This window comes from Nonomuraea sp. NPDC049695, assembly GCF_040674955.1.
Lineage (GTDB): Bacteria > Actinomycetota > Actinomycetes > Streptosporangiales > Streptosporangiaceae > Nonomuraea > Nonomuraea helvata.
In genome coordinates this window covers 139,261-155,353 of record NZ_JBFANV010000014.1, presented here as the reverse complement: position 1 = coordinate 155,353, position 16,093 = coordinate 139,261, and the positions used below count along the sequence as shown (strand labels likewise).

The 16,093-nt window shown below is 70.6% G+C and carries 12 protein-coding genes; 9 read left to right on the top strand and 3 right to left on the bottom strand.

Annotation, left to right across the window (positions count from 1 at the left end; translation table 11 throughout):
* The first annotated feature begins 19 nt into the window (after nucleotides 1–19).
* Together AB0J64_RS15675 and AB0J64_RS15670 are read left to right on the top strand one after the other, a co-directional pair.
* On the top strand, nucleotides 20–880 hold the full coding sequence (locus AB0J64_RS15675) for a helix-turn-helix transcriptional regulator (protein ID WP_364026608.1): 861 nt from the start codon (nucleotides 20–22) through the stop codon (nucleotides 878–880).
* 264 nt (nucleotides 881–1,144) lie between these two features.
* A complete protein-coding gene (locus AB0J64_RS15670; protein WP_364026605.1) occupies nucleotides 1,145–1,750 on the top strand; it encodes a response regulator transcription factor in 606 nt (201 codons plus the stop codon).
* Here AB0J64_RS15670 and AB0J64_RS15665 read toward each other — a convergent pair.
* Nucleotides 1,676–3,580, bottom strand: a complete 1,905-nt coding sequence (locus tag AB0J64_RS15665) for a histidine kinase (RefSeq protein ID WP_364026602.1) — start codon at nucleotides 3,578–3,580, stop codon at nucleotides 1,676–1,678. The two genes, AB0J64_RS15670 and AB0J64_RS15665, sit on opposite strands and share 75 nt — an antisense overlap.
* A gap of 127 nt (nucleotides 3,581–3,707) precedes the next feature.
* On the opposite strand from AB0J64_RS15665, the gene AB0J64_RS15660 reads away from it, so the two are divergent.
* Both AB0J64_RS15660 and AB0J64_RS15655 read left to right on the top strand, forming a co-directional pair.
* Nucleotides 3,708–4,115, top strand: coding sequence for a hypothetical protein (locus tag AB0J64_RS15660; RefSeq protein ID WP_364026599.1), 408 nt, complete (start codon nucleotides 3,708–3,710; stop codon nucleotides 4,113–4,115).
* A gap of 47 nt (nucleotides 4,116–4,162) precedes the next feature.
* Complete coding sequence (locus AB0J64_RS15655) at nucleotides 4,163–4,996, top strand: NAD(P)H-binding protein (RefSeq protein ID WP_364026596.1); 834 nt, start codon at nucleotides 4,163–4,165, stop codon at nucleotides 4,994–4,996.
* 61 nt (nucleotides 4,997–5,057) lie between these two features.
* Here AB0J64_RS15655 and AB0J64_RS15650 read toward each other — a convergent pair whose 3' ends face one another.
* Entirely contained in the window at nucleotides 5,058–6,257 is a 1,200-nt protein-coding gene (locus AB0J64_RS15650) for a cytochrome P450 (RefSeq protein ID WP_364026593.1), read from the bottom strand.
* Nucleotides 6,258–6,430: 173 nt separating this feature from the next.
* Between AB0J64_RS15650 and AB0J64_RS15645 the strand changes: the two genes are divergently transcribed.
* Nucleotides 6,431–9,592 carry a BTAD domain-containing putative transcriptional regulator gene (locus AB0J64_RS15645; protein WP_364026590.1) on the top strand — a complete coding sequence of 1,054 codons (3,162 nt, stop codon included), beginning with the start codon at nucleotides 6,431–6,433 and terminating at the stop codon, nucleotides 9,590–9,592.
* A 15-nt stretch (nucleotides 9,593–9,607) separates the two neighbouring features.
* Here the strand turns inward: AB0J64_RS15645 and AB0J64_RS15640 are convergent, their stop codons facing one another.
* Nucleotides 9,608–11,896 carry a polysaccharide lyase 8 family protein gene (locus AB0J64_RS15640; RefSeq protein ID WP_364026587.1) on the bottom strand — a complete coding sequence of 763 codons (2,289 nt, stop codon included), beginning with the start codon at nucleotides 11,894–11,896 and terminating at the stop codon, nucleotides 9,608–9,610.
* Nucleotides 11,897–12,026: 130 nt separating this feature from the next.
* Here AB0J64_RS15640 and AB0J64_RS15635 point away from each other — a divergent pair, with 130 nt between their 5' ends.
* From AB0J64_RS15635 to AB0J64_RS15620, 4 genes are read left to right on the top strand one after another with little or no spacing between them, the layout of a single operon-like run.
* A complete protein-coding gene (locus AB0J64_RS15635) occupies nucleotides 12,027–13,127 on the top strand; it encodes a histidine kinase (protein WP_364026584.1) in 1,101 nt (366 codons plus the stop codon).
* Nucleotides 13,124–13,801, top strand: coding sequence for a response regulator transcription factor (locus AB0J64_RS15630; protein WP_364026581.1), 678 nt, complete (start codon nucleotides 13,124–13,126; stop codon nucleotides 13,799–13,801). The genes AB0J64_RS15635 and AB0J64_RS15630 overlap by 4 nt, the downstream gene beginning before the upstream one ends.
* Before the next feature lie 59 nt (nucleotides 13,802–13,860).
* Nucleotides 13,861–15,339 (top strand): glycosyltransferase family 39 protein, encoded by a 1,479-nt coding sequence (locus AB0J64_RS15625; RefSeq protein ID WP_364026578.1) that lies wholly within the window; start codon nucleotides 13,861–13,863, stop codon nucleotides 15,337–15,339.
* Nucleotides 15,340–15,348: 9 nt separating this feature from the next.
* The gene (locus AB0J64_RS15620) at nucleotides 15,349–16,056 is read left to right on the top strand and encodes a polyprenol monophosphomannose synthase (RefSeq protein WP_364026575.1); all 708 of its coding nucleotides are present in this window, start codon (nucleotides 15,349–15,351) and stop codon (nucleotides 16,054–16,056) included.
* Nucleotides 16,057–16,093: the final 37 nt, after the last annotated feature.

Here is a 16,093-nt window from a genome sequence, read left to right as displayed (position 1 = left end):
TTCGGACATACTGGGATGCATGGTGTTGGATCGACGCGCCGAGCTGGGTGAATTCCTGCGATCTCGGCGAGCCCGGCTGCGTCCGGAGGAGTCCGGCCTGCCAGTGTACGGGCAGCGGCGTCGCGTCCCCGGGCTGCGGCGCGAGGAGCTGGCGCAGCTGGCCGGGGTCAGCGTCGACTACTACATCCGGCTGGAGCAGGGACGCAGCCTGCACTTTTCCGCGGAAGTCCTGGACGCGGTGGCCCGAGCGCTGCGACTGGACGCGGCCGAACGCGCGCACCTGCACCGCTTGGCCCGACCGGCCCCGGCCACCGCACCCGAACCCGCCGGCCGCCCGCCGCTGCGCTCGGGCATCCACCGCCTGCTGGCCTCGATCCACGACGTCCCGGCCTACCTGGTCGACCAGAACACCACCGTCGTGGGCTGGAACCGGCTGGCCGCCGCGCTGATCACCGACTTCGGGACGCTGGCGCCCGCGCAGCGCAACATGGCCCGGCTGCACTTCCTGGACGAGGGCATGCGTCACCTCTACGCCGACTGGCCGGCACGGGCCCGCGACGTGGTCGCCTTTCTCCGGCTGGACGCCGGCCGCCAGCCCGCCGACCCCTCCACGGCAGCCCTGATCAAGGAGCTCTCCGCCGCCAGCACAGAGTTCCGTGAGCTGTGGGCCGAGCACCAGGTGAAGGACAAAAGACACGGACGCTACCTGTACCGGCATCCCCTGGTGGGCGACCTCGAGCTGGCCTACGAGACGCTCCGCCTGCCCGACGACCCCGGGCTGGCCCTACTGGTGCACACCGCCGATGAGGGATCTCCCTCCCAAACCGCGCTCCAGCTCTTGGCCGCCTGGGCCGCCGGCCAAGAAACGCCCACCGGCTGAACCACCCGGACCGTCGGCACCGCCGATCGGCGCGCTCTGGCTGGTCGCCGGCGCCCAGGGAGATCCGGAGCGGGCCGACCCGCTCCTGGGTCACGTAGATCGTCAATTGGGGAGCAGGCAGATCGCTATGAAATGGCGTTCGCGCGTATGTGACGTCCTCCTCCGCCCTGGGGAGTCCCAGGACTCGTCGGCGACGCCCCCACGGGCGGTCCAGGCGCTGCGGGCGTTCGCAGACGGGTTCGGGCGGCCGTGATCGGGAATGGCGTGATCCGGATCCTGATCGCGGAGGACATGCACCTCCTTCGCGAAGCACTGGTCGAGTTGCTGTCGCTCGAGGACGACATCACGGTGGCGGGCGGGGTGGCCTCCGGTCTGGAGATCGTTCCTGCCGCGCTGGAGCACCGCCCGGACGTGGCCGTGATCGACATCGACCTGCCGGGGTTGGATGGCATCTCGGCGGCAGCCGAGCTGCGCGAGCAGCTGCCCGACTGCCGCGTTCTGATCCTGACGGCGCTGACCAAGCCGGGCACCCTGCGCAGGGCGCTTGGCGCCCAGGTCGCCGGATTTGTTCCGAAAGACATCCGCCCGGCCGAGCTGGCCGCGGCGATCAGGACCGTCGCCGCAGGTGGACGGGTGGTGGACCCAGCCCTGGCCGTGGTGGCGTTGGAGGCGCCGGACAGCCCGCTCAGCCAGCGGGAGACCGAGGTGTTGCGCCTTTCGGCGAGCGGGGCCCAGCCTGCGGAGATCGCCGAGCGGCTCTTCCTGACCTACGGCACTGTCCGCAACTACCTCACCTCAGCTGTCACCAAGCTGGGAGCCCGCAACCGGGTGGACGCCATCCGGATCGCCACCGAGTCCGGCTGGATCTGACCTGAACTCGGCGACCACCTCGAACCTGCCGCCGGGGTGATGCGCTGCCGCCAACAGCCCGCCGGTGCGCTGCGCGAGGCTGCCGAGCCCGGATCCGTGCCGACCTGGCCGCGCCGGCGTGGAGGCTCGGGCGTCGGACGTGGCGCCGTCGTTGACGACGCGCAACCGTACGAACTCCGCGGTGCCGGAGACGGTGATCTCGCACGTCCGGGCCCGGCTGTGCCGCAGGACATTGGTGATGGTCTCACGGAGCGCGGTGGCCACCGCCGTGTCGACCTCGGCCGGTAGCGGGCCTGTCTCGTGCCGTGCCGTCGCTTCGATTCCGGCGGCCTTCAGCACCTCACGCACTGTGTCGAGCTCGGCCGCCAACCTCAATGCGACTCCGTCGTCGGTGATGGACCGCAGCTCTACCAGGGCCCGTTCGACCAGCGACACGAGTGCGGCGATCTCGGATCTGGCCCGCGTAGGGTCGGTGTCCAGCAGGCGTTCGACCACCTCGCCCTTCAGCGCCACCGCCGACAGGCTGAAGCCCAGCACGTCGTGCAGGTCACCGGCGATCCGCACCCGTTCGCGCCGTACCGCTGCCTCGGCGAGTTCGTGCCGCGCCCGCTCCAGGACGGTGAGAAGCCCGCTCAGCCGGCCGAGGCAGTACACCAACCACATGATCATGACGTGACCGCCGAAAGTGCTGAGTGCGGCGGCGAGGTCGTCGATGAAAAGGGTGCTGCCGTCGATGGAGTACAGGAGCCAGGTCAGGTGCCCGGTCAGGACGACCCCGACGACCGCCCAGGAGCGCGGCGGCCGCACGTTGAGCAGCAGCTTGCCCGTGAAGATGCTCAGCAGACGGTCCCACGCGTCGGGGAAGATCGCCAGAGGTAGCAGGATCAGCAGGCTCTGCGCGACCAGGACCACTCGCGACTGCGGCAGCATGTGAAGGATCACGATGACGGCGAGCAGAGCCGCGGCAACGCCGAGAACCGGCCAGTCGGCGGGGTGCAGGTAGGCCAGGACCCTCACGACGAGCACGCACTGAATGACCAGAACCGCGAGCAGCACGCGCCGGGCCAGTCGCGTCGACTCGATCGGCGGCAGCTCCGCGGGCGGGTCGGCCCGGAAGGCCCCGGCCACGGCACGTACCTCTGCCAAGGAGCGCCGGGCGAGCGCGACGCCTTCCTGGATGTCGCGCCGTGCGTCCTCCGTCTCCTCCCGGGCCGCCTTCCGCATCCGGAACGCGATCGCCTGGAGCTTCCCGCCGAGTACGTCGCGCAGTTGTCCATCCAGTCGCAGGCGTTCCCTGGCCAGGGCCATCCTGGCCAGTTCCTCCCGGGTGCCGTGCAGTTGCTCGACGGCCCTGACGAGCGCGGACAGGCCGAACAGGATGAGCCCGTCGTCCGCCGCGATGATCATGTAGCCGACGCTGACCTGTCCTTCGTACCCAGGCACGAGGTCGTATCCGAGAAGGAGCACGGCCACGCCGGACCCGGCCACGACCAGGATGAACAGCGGCCAGGCGACCCGGCCGGGCAGAGCGCACAAGACCGCGGCGGCCAGGGTCCACGGCACCCAGTCCCAGCGCTCCCCGACCACCAGGAACGGCACGCAGTAGAGCAGCACCACGGCCGCGAGGAGCCCGTATCGGACGGCCGTGCTCCAGCGCCACACCACCAGCGCGACGAGCGGCGGATATGACGCCATGGCGAGCAGCGCCCCGAGCACGCCGGCGCCGTTGTCCAGCCCGCCGGCCGCGCGGATGTAGAACAGGATGCCGAACGTGGCCCACAACATGCCCCGGGCAAGCCGGAGCGGGAGGTCGTCCGCGATGCGCCCCACTCGGTGCCTCCCGATGAGCCGTGCAAAATGCATACTCGGCCGATGACAGGGACACTATCGGCTCTTCTTCGCCGAATGTCACGATCTCTTGCGTCAAGTCAGCAAGATCGCACAGTGAGGGGGTCGGATGGGAAAGGCTGCCGAGATCCTGCCGGTCATCGCCCTGGCCTCGGTCGTCACGGTGGAGTTCGGCGGGCACGCGCTGCTCCGCTTCGTCACCACCGATCGCGAGAAGCTGGGTGAGTTCCGCGAGCGGTTCTTCCGCGCCGGCCACGCGCACGCCGGCGTAATGCTGGTGCTGTCACTCGTCTACTTCCTCTACCTGCCCCGCGCCGGTTTCTCCGACGGCCTGGAGTGGCTGGCCGGTGGGGTCCTCCTGGCCGGAGTACTGGCGCAGTCAGGTGGATTCTTCCTGCATGTGGCGGTTGGTGAGCAGGGTGCGCGCTCGCCTGGCACGATGCTCACGCGAGGAGGGGCGCTGCTCCTGGCCATCGCGCTGATCGCCCTGGCCGTCGGTCTCGTCGGTGCCGCATAGCGCCGTCGGAGCTCTTCACCCCCGCACGCCATGACCTGATAGGACTGATGATGATCTTAGTGACCGGCGCCACCGGCAACACCGGCTCGCACGTGGTGGCCGCGTTGGCCCAGGCGGGGCAGCGGGTGCGCGCGCTGGTACGCGACCCTCGGGGCGTCACTCTGCCGCCCGGCGTCCAGCCCGTCACCGGCGACCTGAACCGGCCCGACAGCCTGTCCGATGCGCTGATCGGCGTGCGGGGAGTGTTCCTGCTGCCGGGATATGCGGACATGCCCGGCCTGCTGGCCCAGATGCGCCGCGCCGGGGTGGAACGGGTCGTGCTGCTGACGGGCGGCTCGGCCGCGCTTGCGGACATGAGCAATGCGATCTCCCGCTACATGACGCTTTCCGAGCGCGCCGTACGGGAGGCGGGCATGCCCTGGACGTTCCTGCGGCCCAGGGCGTTCATGTCCAACGCGCTGCGCTGGTTGCCGCAGCTTCGGGCCGGCGACCTGGTGCGCGTACCGTTCGCCGGGGTGGCGGCCGCCGCCATCGACCCCGCCGACATCGCGGCCGTGGCGGCCCTGGCGCTGACGAGTGACGGGCATGAGGGCCGGATCCACGAGTTGACCGGCCCGGACTCGCTGCTGCCCGCTGACCAGGTCGCCGTACTGGCGAAGGTGCTGGGCAGGGACCTGCGCTGCGAGGCCCTGCCGGACGAGGAGGCCCGGGCCGAGATGGAGGCGACCATGCCGGCCGAGTACGTCGATGCCTTCTTCCGCTTCTACGTCGACGGCACACTCGATGAGTCGCACGTCCTGCCGACCGTACGGGAGGTGACGGGACACCCGCCCCGTACCTTCGAACAGTGGGCGGAAGCACACGCCGACGCCTTTCGCTGACCGTCGCCTTCCACACTGTGGCGGCCGAGGTGGCCAGGACCCGGAGTGACGCAGGTCGTGGTCACACGTCCCAGGTGACCGGGAGGCTCTTGACCCCGTAGATGTCCGCGGTCTCCGGGCGCAGGCCGACCTCTTCTGCCGGTACGGCCAGGCGCAGCGTGGGGAAGCGGTTGAGCAGCGCGGGGAGCGCGACCCGCAGCTCGACGCGGGCCAGCTGCTGGCCCAGGCACTGGTGGATGCCGTGGCTGAAGGCCAGATGCCCGCCCTCCTGCCTGCGCAGGTTGAGCACGTGGGGGTCGGTGAAGCGCTCGGGGTCGCGGTTGGCGGTGTTGTAGGACAGGATGACCGCCGTACCGGCCTTGATGGTCTGGCCGCCCAGCTCGACGTCCTCCAGCGCCGTCCTCATGAACGTCTTGGCGACGCTCAGATACCGCAGCAGCTCCTCCACGGCCCCGTCGGTGAGCTCGGGCTCGGCGCGCAGCGCGGCCAGCTGCTCCGGGTTCTGCAGCAGCGCGAAGGTGCCCAGCGCCAGCATGTTCGCGGTGGTGTCGAACCCGGCAGACAGCAGGATCAGGGCCATCCCCTGCAGCTCCTCATCGGTCAGGTCGCTGTCGAGCAGGTCGCTGAGCACGTCGTCGGTGGGGTTGGCGCGCTTGGCGGCCACCAGCTCCGCGAGGTACTGCTGGGTCGCGGTGTAGGCCGCGATCAGCTCCTCGTCGCTGACCTCCCCGCCGAGGAACTTGTCGATGTTCTCCTGGAAGGAGCCCCGATCCTCGTACGGCACGCCCAGCAGCTCACAGATGATGACGGAGGGGATCGGCTTGGCGAACGCGGTCACCAGGTCCACCGACGGGCCGGCCTTCTCCATCGCGTCCAGGTGCTCGGCGGTGACCTGCTCGACGCGCTCGGTGAGCAGCCGCATCCGCCGTACGGTGAACTTGCCCACCAGCGGCTTACGGTAGCGGCTGTGCTGCGGATCGTCCATCAGCAGGAACTCGCCGGGCGGCGCCGGCGGGACCTCGATGTCGCCGAGGTCGACCAGCGGGTGGTGGCTCATGAGCTCCTTGCGTGAGCTGAACCGCGGGTCGGCCAGGACCGACCGGACCAGGTCGTACCCGGTGACCAGCCAGCCCTGGTGTCCGTCGGGGAAGGGAAAGCGGCTGATCGGGCTCTGCTCGCGGGCCTCGATCAGCTCCTTGGGCGGGTCGAAGGGGCAGCCGGGCTGACGCGTGGTCGGCAGTGCGGTGACGGTGTGTTCCATGGTCACTCCTCTGGGCTCTAGCAGCAGGTTTTCTCGCCGGTGTCGTCCACCATCGCGGACCGCCCTGATATCGGGCTGTCGCCGTGCTGACACGGCCGCTGACGCGACACCGCACGTGTTCGCGGATTGCCCGCGGTCGCGGCCAGTCGTCACGGTTCGGCACAATTACCCGTGTGCGAGTCGGATTGCTGGGACCGTTCGAGGTCCATAACCGTGACGGTGCCGTGGTCGAGGTTCCTGGGATTCGGCTGCGCGCACTGCTCGCCGCACTCGCCCTCGAACCCGGCCGGATCGTCACGCGTGCGAGGCTGGTGGACTGGATCTGGGGGGAACAGCCGCCCGCGGACGAGGTGAACGCCTTGCAGGCGTTGGTGTCCAGGCTGCGCAGGGTGCTGCCGGACGGTGTGATCGAGGCGCATTCCGGCGGGTACCGGCTGGCCGTGGCTCCTGACGCCGTGGACGCGTACCGGTTCGAGCACCTGGTCGGTCAGGCCCGTGCCGCCGAGCCCGAGGCGCGGGCGGATCTGCTGCGCTCGGCCTTGGCATTGTGGCGCGGTACGGCCATGGCGGACATCGCACTGCGAGACAGCGAAGTGTTCGACGCCGCGGTCGCGCGTCTGGACGAACTCCATGTCGCCGCGCTCGGGGATCGGGTGGATGCGGACATCCGCCTCGGCCGTGGCTCGGAGCTGGTCTCCGAGCTGACCGAGCTGGTCGCCACGTACCCGCTGCGGGAGGGGTTCGTGGCGGCGTTGATGCGGGCCCTCGCCGAGGCGGGGCGCGGGAACGAGGCGTTGACCGTGTACCAGCGGACGCGCGAGCGGCTCGCTGAGGAGCTGGGCGTGGATCCGTCGGCCGAGCTCTCCGCGCTGCACACCGCGCTGCTCCGTGGCGAGCTGGGCGAGCGCGCGGAGAACCGCAGGACGAACCTGCGCTCCGAGCTGACGAGTTTCGTCGGCAAGGACGACGACATCGCCGCGGTCGCCGTTCTGTCCATCGGGCACCGGCTGGTCACCTTGACGGGGGCGGGTGGCGCCGGCAAGACAAGACTGGCCACGGAGACCGCGCGGACGATGCTCGCCGAGCTGCCGGACGGGGCGTGGCTGGTCGAACTGGCCTCCGTGCGGGCAGGCGGTGAGCCGGCGCAGGCCGCCCTTGCCGCGATCGGCCTGCGTGATCAGGCAGTGCTCGGTGACGCGCGGGCTGGGGAACCGATGGACCGGCTCATCACCGCGCTCCGGGAGCGCTCGATGCTGCTGATCCTGGACAACTGCGAGCACATGATCGAGGAGGCCGCGGCTTTCGCGGATCGGCTGCTGGGGGAGTGCCGGAGGCTGCGGATCCTGGCCACGAGCAGGGAACCGCTCGGCATCACCGGGGAGGTGCTGTGGCAGGTCGAGCCACTCGCGCTGCCCGCGCAGGGAGCGGACCCCGCGGAGGTCGGGGCCTCGCCCGCCGTGCGGCTGCTGCGGGACCGCGCGGGTTTGGTGCGCAAGGACATCGGCTCCGACGCGCACACCTTGTCGGCCATGGTGCGGATCTGCCGGGCGCTGGACGGGATGCCGCTGGCGATCGAACTGGCCGCGGCACGGCTGCGCACCATGTCCATCGATCAGCTGGCACGCCGGCTCGATGACCGGTTCCGGCTGCTGACCAGCGGTAGCCGTACGGCGCTTTCAAGGCACAAGACGCTGCGCGCGGTCGTGGACTGGAGCTGGGATCTCCTGTCCGAGGCCGAACGCGGCGTGCTGCGGCGGCTCTCGGTGTTCGCCGGCGGGGCGAGCCTGGATGCGGCCGAGCGGGTGTGCGGCGGCGAGATGTTCGCCGAGGAACTGGTGCTCGACGTGCTGACCGCGTTGATCGAGAAGTCGCTGCTGCTCGCCGACGCCGAGGGCACGCCGCGCTACCGGATGCTCAACACCATCAGGGAGTACGCGGCACACCGGCTCGCCGAAGCCGGGGAGAGCGAGCAGGCACGCCGGGCGCACCTCGCCTACTTCACCGAGCTGGCCGAGACGGCCGAGCCGCACCTGCGCCGGGCCGGGCAGCTGGAATGGCTGGCCACGCTCGAGGCCGAGCACGACAACATCAGTGCGGCCCTGCGCGGGGCGATCGCCGAAGGGTGGGCCCAGGAGGCGATGCGGCTGGTCGCGGCCGTGGGCTGGTACTGGTACCTCAGTGGGAAACGGACCGAGGGCACCGAGTTGAGCATCGCGGCGGCCTCCCTGCACGGTGAGGTGACCGATGAGGTGCGGGCGATGGCGTGCGCCACCGTGACAGTGTTCATGACCTCCGGGCCCGGCCGCGATCAGTATCAGGCGCAGGAGTGGATCCACGAGGCGCACCGGCTCGTCCAGCGCACTGGGAATCGCCATCACCCCAATCTCAGGTTCGTCGAGCTGTGGGAGCGGATGCTGAACGAGCCGACGGATTTCCTGGCCACGTTCGAGCCGCTCTTCGCCGACGACGATCCCTGGGTACGCGCGCAGGCCAGGCTCGCTCGTGGCCGATTCCGGCTCACGCTCGGGGGCGACGAGACCGACGTGGACGTCGACGCCGAGATCGCCCTTGCCGAGTTCCGCACGCTGGGTGACCGGATGGGGATCTCGTTCGCGCTGACCTTCCTGGCCGATCGGCTCGCCATGCGCGGGGAAATCGCACGCGCGTGTGAGCACTACGAAGAGGCGGTCGCGGCGCTGACCGAGCTGGGCTCGACCGAGGACGTGGTCAGCCTGCGGGCACGCCAGGCCCAGCTGTACTGGCTGCTCGGCGATGAGCGATCGAGCACGTCCGCCATGGCAGAGGCGCAGCGGTACGCGGACGGGATCGCCTGGCCGGACACCCTTGCCGATCTGGAGCTGTCGAAGGCGCAGGTGGCGCGCTGGCGCGGCGAGCCGGAGGAGGCACACCAGCACCTGGCCACGGTGCGGGCGATGCTGGACAACGGGGAGCTGAGCGACCTGGCCCGCGCCAAGGCCATGGACCTGTACGGCTACCTCACCGAGGATCTCGAGCAGGCCGGCGCGCATCGGAGCGAGGCGTTCCGCGCGGCTGCGGAGACGACGTATCCGCCGCTGATCGCCGAGGTGCTGATCGGGATCGCGGATCTCGCGCTCCGCCAGGGACAGGACGAGCAGGCCGTACGACTGCTCGCGGCAAGCGACGCCGTGCGCGGTACGCCGGACCGTTCGCAGCCGGACGCCGGCAGGATCGCCGCGGACACGCGGGGTCGTCTCGGTGAAACCGTGTTCACCGAGGCGACCCGTGACGGCCGGCAGCAGGATTGGCGGGAGCTGGCCGAGGTCACCCTCGCTTGGCGAACGTCGAGCGGGTGATCGAGGTCCGGCGGTTCAGACGCGCACCACCGCGGTGCGGGCGTGCCCGCGGCTGCCGCCGACTTCCACCTTGACCGCGCTCTTGGCCCTGCGCACGCCGCGGTCGTGTTCCTTGACCGATTTCACCGGCCAGGGCAGCGTGATCTTCACCTCGTCGGCGGTCCTGGACGGGTCGGAGACCGCTAGCCGTACCCGCTTGTGGTCGCGGCGGACCAGCAGCGTGCACGGTCCGTCGGCGGTGAGCGGCCCATGCGCGGTCTCGACGGTACCCGCGCGCCAGAAGACGGCGGCGAGCAGGTTGCCGTGGGCAATGGCCTGCGCCGTCCCGGAGTTGGCGAGGATCTTGATCCGCCGGCCGTAAGCCGCCGTCTGCTCGACGGAGGCGTCGGGCAGTACGGCATAGGCGTAGCGCGCCTTGCGCGGGTCGACGCCGTGGTCGAGGAGGATCGTCGTGTAGTGCCTGGTGACAGGGGTCTCGTCGCCTCCGGTGGTGGCGCCCTTGTCGATGTCGCGCCAGCGGCCGGTGCGCTGCTCGCGGATCACCTTCGCCTCGACGCCGTCGAGCAGCGCGTATCCGGCCACACCCGACAGGTGGAGCCAGCCGTCGCCCCGCGTCAGCGGCGGATGCGTGTCATGGGTGTTGCGGTTCTCCACGACGGTCTCGATGCGGCGGCCGTCGGAGGCATGGATGCCGGTGCCGAGGGCGATCACCGCGTCATCGAGAAGGAACCACGCTTTCTTGGCCCGCAGCGAGGAGCCGTCGGCGATGAGCTTCATGGCGGCCACGCCGTACTCGCCGTCGAGTGCCACGCCGCCCGCCCACGGGGTCTGCGGCAGGCGACGCGCGCCGTGCGGGAGGTCGGCGCGGCCGCGGGTGTCGACCGTCGTGCCCGGCAGCCGGTACGGGTCGATCGTGGGCCACAGGTCGTCGTTCCAGTGGGTGAGGTCGCCGGTGTAGAGATAGGTCATGCCGTCGCCGGTGTACCAGCCGTGCAGGTTCTCCTGGTTCATGGCCTCGGCCGCGCCGATCCGCTCCGAGCTCATCGCGATGGCGTAGGCCCAGGTGGGACGGCGGTGCACGATCCGGTCCATGTCGGCGAAGACGTACGTGCCGGTCGTGCGCGGGCCGACCGGCACCGACGGGTCCTCCAGCAGCGCCTTGGCCTTCGCGATGCTCGCCAGCGGCGCGAGCGTGTCGAAGGGGATGACCTGGTTGCGGGTGAGCCAGCCCTTCACCAGCGGTCTCCAGCGCCGGGCATGGCGCTCGGGCGCCGCCTCCAGCAAGGTGAGGATGGCCTCGACCGCCTTCTGCCCCGAGTGGTAGTCGCGGTGGCCCTGCACCGAGATCTGCCGGCCGCGTACGCAGTCCATCATCAGCCCGTCGAAGATGAACGGCACGAACGAGCGATCCACGATGTCGTAGACGTTCCCGATGCCGGGGATCTCCCACGGTGACCCGGAGAGCATGGCGATCAGCTTGGCCACGCTCTCCAGATAGTCCACGCCGTAGCTGCCGTTGTAGGGGTACACGCCGTGCTGGATGAACGACCCGTCACGGTAGAAGCCGTCACCTGGACCCGCGGTCGTCCGCAGCAGGTCGGAGACCGCATTCCTGGCCCGCTTGATGAGGCGTGCGTCGTGGGTGAGCAAGCCGCGCATCGCCACCGCCATGGCCTTGCCCGCCCGGTTGGCGCCGGTCTCGATGACGCCGGGATGGGTGACGCGGCGCTCCGGGTCGGGGCACCAGCGGCTCAACGGGCGCAGCCAGCGCTCGAGGCGGTCCTTGGGCAGGCCGTCGTAGAGCAGGGCGCAGGTGTCGGTCAGCGAGCGGGGGACGCCGATCTCCCACCAGAACCAGTTGCTGCCCCGCTGGTCGAGCCCCTCGTGGTAGGCGTGCTCGTACAGGAAGTCCAGCGCGCTGACCGCGATCTCGGCGACCTGCCTGTCCCCGTGCATGGCGGTGCCCGGCGTGGCCCAGCCCAGCGCCAGCGTGCGCATGCGGTTGTAGGCGCGGTTGAAGTTGCCCGTCCGGGGGTCGTCAAGCGGCAGGTCGGGCCAGAGGCTCGGGCGGTCGGGGGTGGGCTTCAGCTTGCGCAGCACCGCATTGGCCGAGCCCTCGATCGCCTGTGTCTTGTCGGTGTAGGCGGCGTCGTACGACCCGCCGGCCAGCAGGCTCACCCACCGCTCACGCGCGGCGTCGAACGCGGCGGCGCCGGCCGCCTCGGCCGGTCTGTCCCACAGGGCGAGGCCGGCCACGGCCGCGGCGCCGAGCAGGGTGGACCGCCGACTGAGGGGGTTGGGCATGGAGGACTCTCCGACAATCGGGCAAATACCAGATCAAAGGATCATATGTCCGGGAGGAACCCGAGCCGGACCCGGCGGGTATCCCTCTGGGCAGATGCGGGTGGAACCACCCTGTTCCTACGATGGGCGGGTGGTGGTGACTCCCCGCCGGCTCTTACAGGCCGGCCTCGGGCTGCTGATGCTGCTGGTCGGACTGTCGTGGGCGCAGACGATCACGCGTGGCTGCGACTGCGTGTGGCCGTTCGCCGGAGGGGGCGCCTTCGTCGTTCTCTGTCTCGTCATCGTGCGTACGCTGCCGGGCCGTCCCGCCGAGGTGGCCGGCATGCTCGCTCCCGCGGCCATAGCGGCGCTCACGGGCCTCGCGGTCAACAGCGTCGGCTGGTTCATCCTGGTGCTCTACATCGCCTTCGTCGCGCTGGCCCTGCGGCTCTGGCCGGGCATCGTCGTGTGGCTGGCCTCGCTCTCCGTGGTGGGCGTGGCGGCGGTCACCACGCCGGACCCCGGCTGGCCGAACTGGCTGGCCGCCCTGACGCTGGTCTTCTGGGGTGTCTGGGCCGCGCGTTACCGCATCGAGGTGGGCGACCGGTTGCACCGCGCGGAGAGCGCCGCCACCGCTGCCGCCGCTCTGGCCGAGCGGCAGCGGCTCGCCGCGGATCTGCACGACATCGTCGCGCACACGCTCGCCGTGACGGTGCTGCATCTGGGGGGTGTACGGCTGGCGCTCGAGCACGATCCCAAGGAAGCGGCGGCGGGGATCGCCGAGGCCGAGCGCCTTGCCCGGCAGAGCATGGCGGAGCTGCGCAAGGTGGTCCGTGTTCTTGCGGAAGAAGGCTCCGATCTCGCCATGGTCGCTCCCCAGCCCACCGCTCCCCAGCTTCCCGAGCTCTTCGAGGAGTACCGCACGGCGGGTCTGGGACTCGAGTCGAGCATCGACGGCGAGCTGACGGCGGTGGGCCCGACGACCGGGATGGTGCTCTACCGGCTGGTGCAGGAGGCACTGGCCAACGCGAGCCGCCACGCTCCTCAGGGCTCCGTCGAGGTACGACTGCGCATATCGGAGGAAGGCACTGTGCGGGCCACGGTCACGAATCCCTTGCCTGACCGCCCGTCTCGGCACAATGGCGGCATGGGACTTCGCGCGATGGCCGACAGGGTGCGCATGGTCGGCGGCCACGTCACCGCCGGCCCGGAGGACGACCGGTGGGTCGTGCGGACGGAGCTGCCGGCATGATCTCGGTGGTGCTCGTCGACGACCAGGAACTCGCCAGGGCAGGACTGCGGACGATCCTGCGCCAGCCGTACGGATTCGACGTGGTGGGCGAGGCGGCCGACGGCCGGGACGCGCTGGCGGAGGTCGCGCGTGTCCGGCCCGACGTCGTGGTCATGGACATGCGCATGCCGCGGATGGACGGGGTCGAGGCCACCCGTGCGCTGCTGGCCGCGGATCCGGCCTCGCGCATCCTGGTGCTGACCACGTTCGGCGAGGACAGCGTGCTCGCGGCGGCTCTGCGGGCCGGCGCGTCAGGATTCTGCCTCAAGGACGCCCCGGCCGAGGACATCCAGCGTGCCGTACGGGCGGTGGCGGCAGGCGACGGCTGGCTGGATCCCGCTGTCTGCGGGCGCGTCCTGCGGCGTTACCGCGCGGATCCGGTGACCGACCCCGACGCGGCCCGGCGGCTCGGCGACCTCACCTCTCGCGAGCTCGACGTGCTCAAGCTCATCGGCCGGGGGCTCACGAACGCCGAGATCGCCCGTCATCTGGTGATCGGCGAGGGCACGATCAAGACCCACGTCGGCCGCATCTTCATGAAACTTGCGGTACGCGACCGGGCCGCGGCGGTCGTCTTCGCGTTCGACCACGGCGTGGTCCGCCCTGGGGAGCCGCCGCCTATGCCTGGGGTCTGACTCCACGTTCTGTTCACGGCCAGACGACAGGCAGGGGTGCCATCGGAAACCGTGGAGGCATGCTTCTTCAAGCCCCCCGTCTTCGGAACACCGCTCCCTCGCTCCCGGCGATCGCCTGGCGGACCACCGGTCCCATCGCGGGCGCCGTCGTGGTCACCCTGCTGATGCTGAGCCCGTGGTACGGCTACCACCGCGACGAGCTCTACTTCCGCATGCTCGGTCACTCTCCCGCCTGGGGGTACTTCGACCAGCCACCGCTGACCCCGCTCCTGGCGCGGCTGTCCACGGCGCTGTTCGGGGACACCATCGTCGGGCTCCGGGTCGTCCCCGCGCTGTGCGCGGGAGTGCTGATCCTCATCGGCGCCGCGATCACGAGGGAGCTCGGCGGTCGCCGGAACGCGCAGACGCTCGCCGCCGCCGGCCTCGGCACCGGGATGTTCCCCCTGCTCGCCGGGCACACCCTGCTGACCCAATCGGCCGACTTCGTGTTCTGGACGGCCTGCATGCTGTTCGTGCTGCGGGCCCTGCTGCGCGGCGACGGGCGATGGTGGGTGGCGGCCGGCGCCGTCGCGGGAGCCGCCACGTTCAACAAGCACCTGATCGTCCTGCTGATCACGGGACTGGCCACCGGCCTGCTCATCACTGTCGGCCTGGCCGTGAAGGGGCCGCGTGCCGTCTTCAGCGACAGATGGTTCTGGTCCGGGGCGCTCCTCGCCGCTCTCATCGCCTCTCCCAACCTGCTCTACCAGGCCACGCACGGATGGCCCCAGCTCACCATGGCCGCCACGCTCAGCGAATCCGTGAATCGGATCATGTTCGTGCCCATGCTGGTGGCGCTGCTCAGCATGGGGGCTTTCGTGATCGCCGTCGTCGGGTGGCTCTGGCTGCGTGGGCGGCGCGAGACCCGGCCACTGGCGATCGCGGCCCTGGTGACGATCCTGCTCGGCTGGGCGTCAGGAGGACGGGCGGACTATGTCGCAGGAAGCCTGATCTTCGCCTTCGTGGCCGGTTGCGTGCCCGCCGCGGCGTGGATGGAGAGCCGGGTCGCCCGGCGTCGAACGGTGTGGTGGGGACTGCTCGGCACCTCGGTCATCGGGATCGCCGTGGCGCTGCCGCTGCTGCCCCTCTCGGCGCTCGATTACTCGCCCAACGAGGTGTCCAGGGAGTCGGTGGGCTGGCCGCGCTTCGTCGCGCAGGTGGCCGCCGTACACCGGACGCTGCCACCGGGGACCATCGTGCTCACCTCGAACTACGGCGAGGCCGGCGCGCTGAACCGGTTCGCGCCGGCCATCCCCGTCTACAGCGGCCACAACGAGCTGTGGTACCAGGGGACACCACCGGAGACGGCGCGGACGGTGGTCGCCGTGGGGCTGCCGCCAGAGCAGCTGCGGCCGCGCTTCGCGAGCTGTGCATCCGCCGGGGTCATCGATCACGGCACCGGGGTCGCGAACGAGGAGCAGGGCCTGCCCATCACGGTCTGCTCAGGCCCGCGGACCTCGTGGAAGACCGCCTGGCCCGACTTCCGGCACGCGAGCTGAGGAGCGATCATGAGCACTGTCCTGGTCATCACGCCCACCTACAACGAACGAGAGACCCTCCCCGGCATCGTCGGCAGGATCCGCGCAGCCGTACCCACCGCCCACATTCTCGTCGTCGACGACAACAGCCCGGACGGGACGGGCCTGATCGCGGAGAGGCTCGCGTCCGAACTCGGCGGCGTGCACGTCCTGCATCGGGAGCGCAAGGAAGGGCTGGGCGCCGCGTACCTGGCGGGCTTCCGCTGGGGACTCTCCCGGGGGTTCGACGTGCTGGTGGAGATCGACGCCGACGGCTCGCACCCTCCTGAGCGGCTCCCCGCCCTGCTGGACGCGGCGGAGCGGGCCGACCTCGTCATCGGCTCACGCTGGGTGCCCGGCGGCCGCGTGGCGAACTGGCCGCGGAGACGGGAGCTGCTCTCACGGCTCGCGAACCGTTATGTAAGGGCGGTGCTCCGCCTTCCCGTCGCCGACGCCACGGGCGGGTTCCGCGCCTACCGGGCCGCCGCACTCGAGAAGATCCTGCTCGGAGGCGTGAGCTCGCGGGGTTACTGCTTCCAGGTGGATCTCACGCTGCGGGCCGTACGTCACGGATGCACGGTGGCGGAGGTGCCGATCACGTTCGTCGATCGTACGAGCGGGGCGAGCAAGATGAGCGCCGGCGTCCTCTTCGAGGCGCTCTGGCGGGTGACCGTATGGGGCCTGGCCGCCTCGGCGTGAGCGGGCGCGGGATGTAGGGGTGGTCGCGCGTTGATCA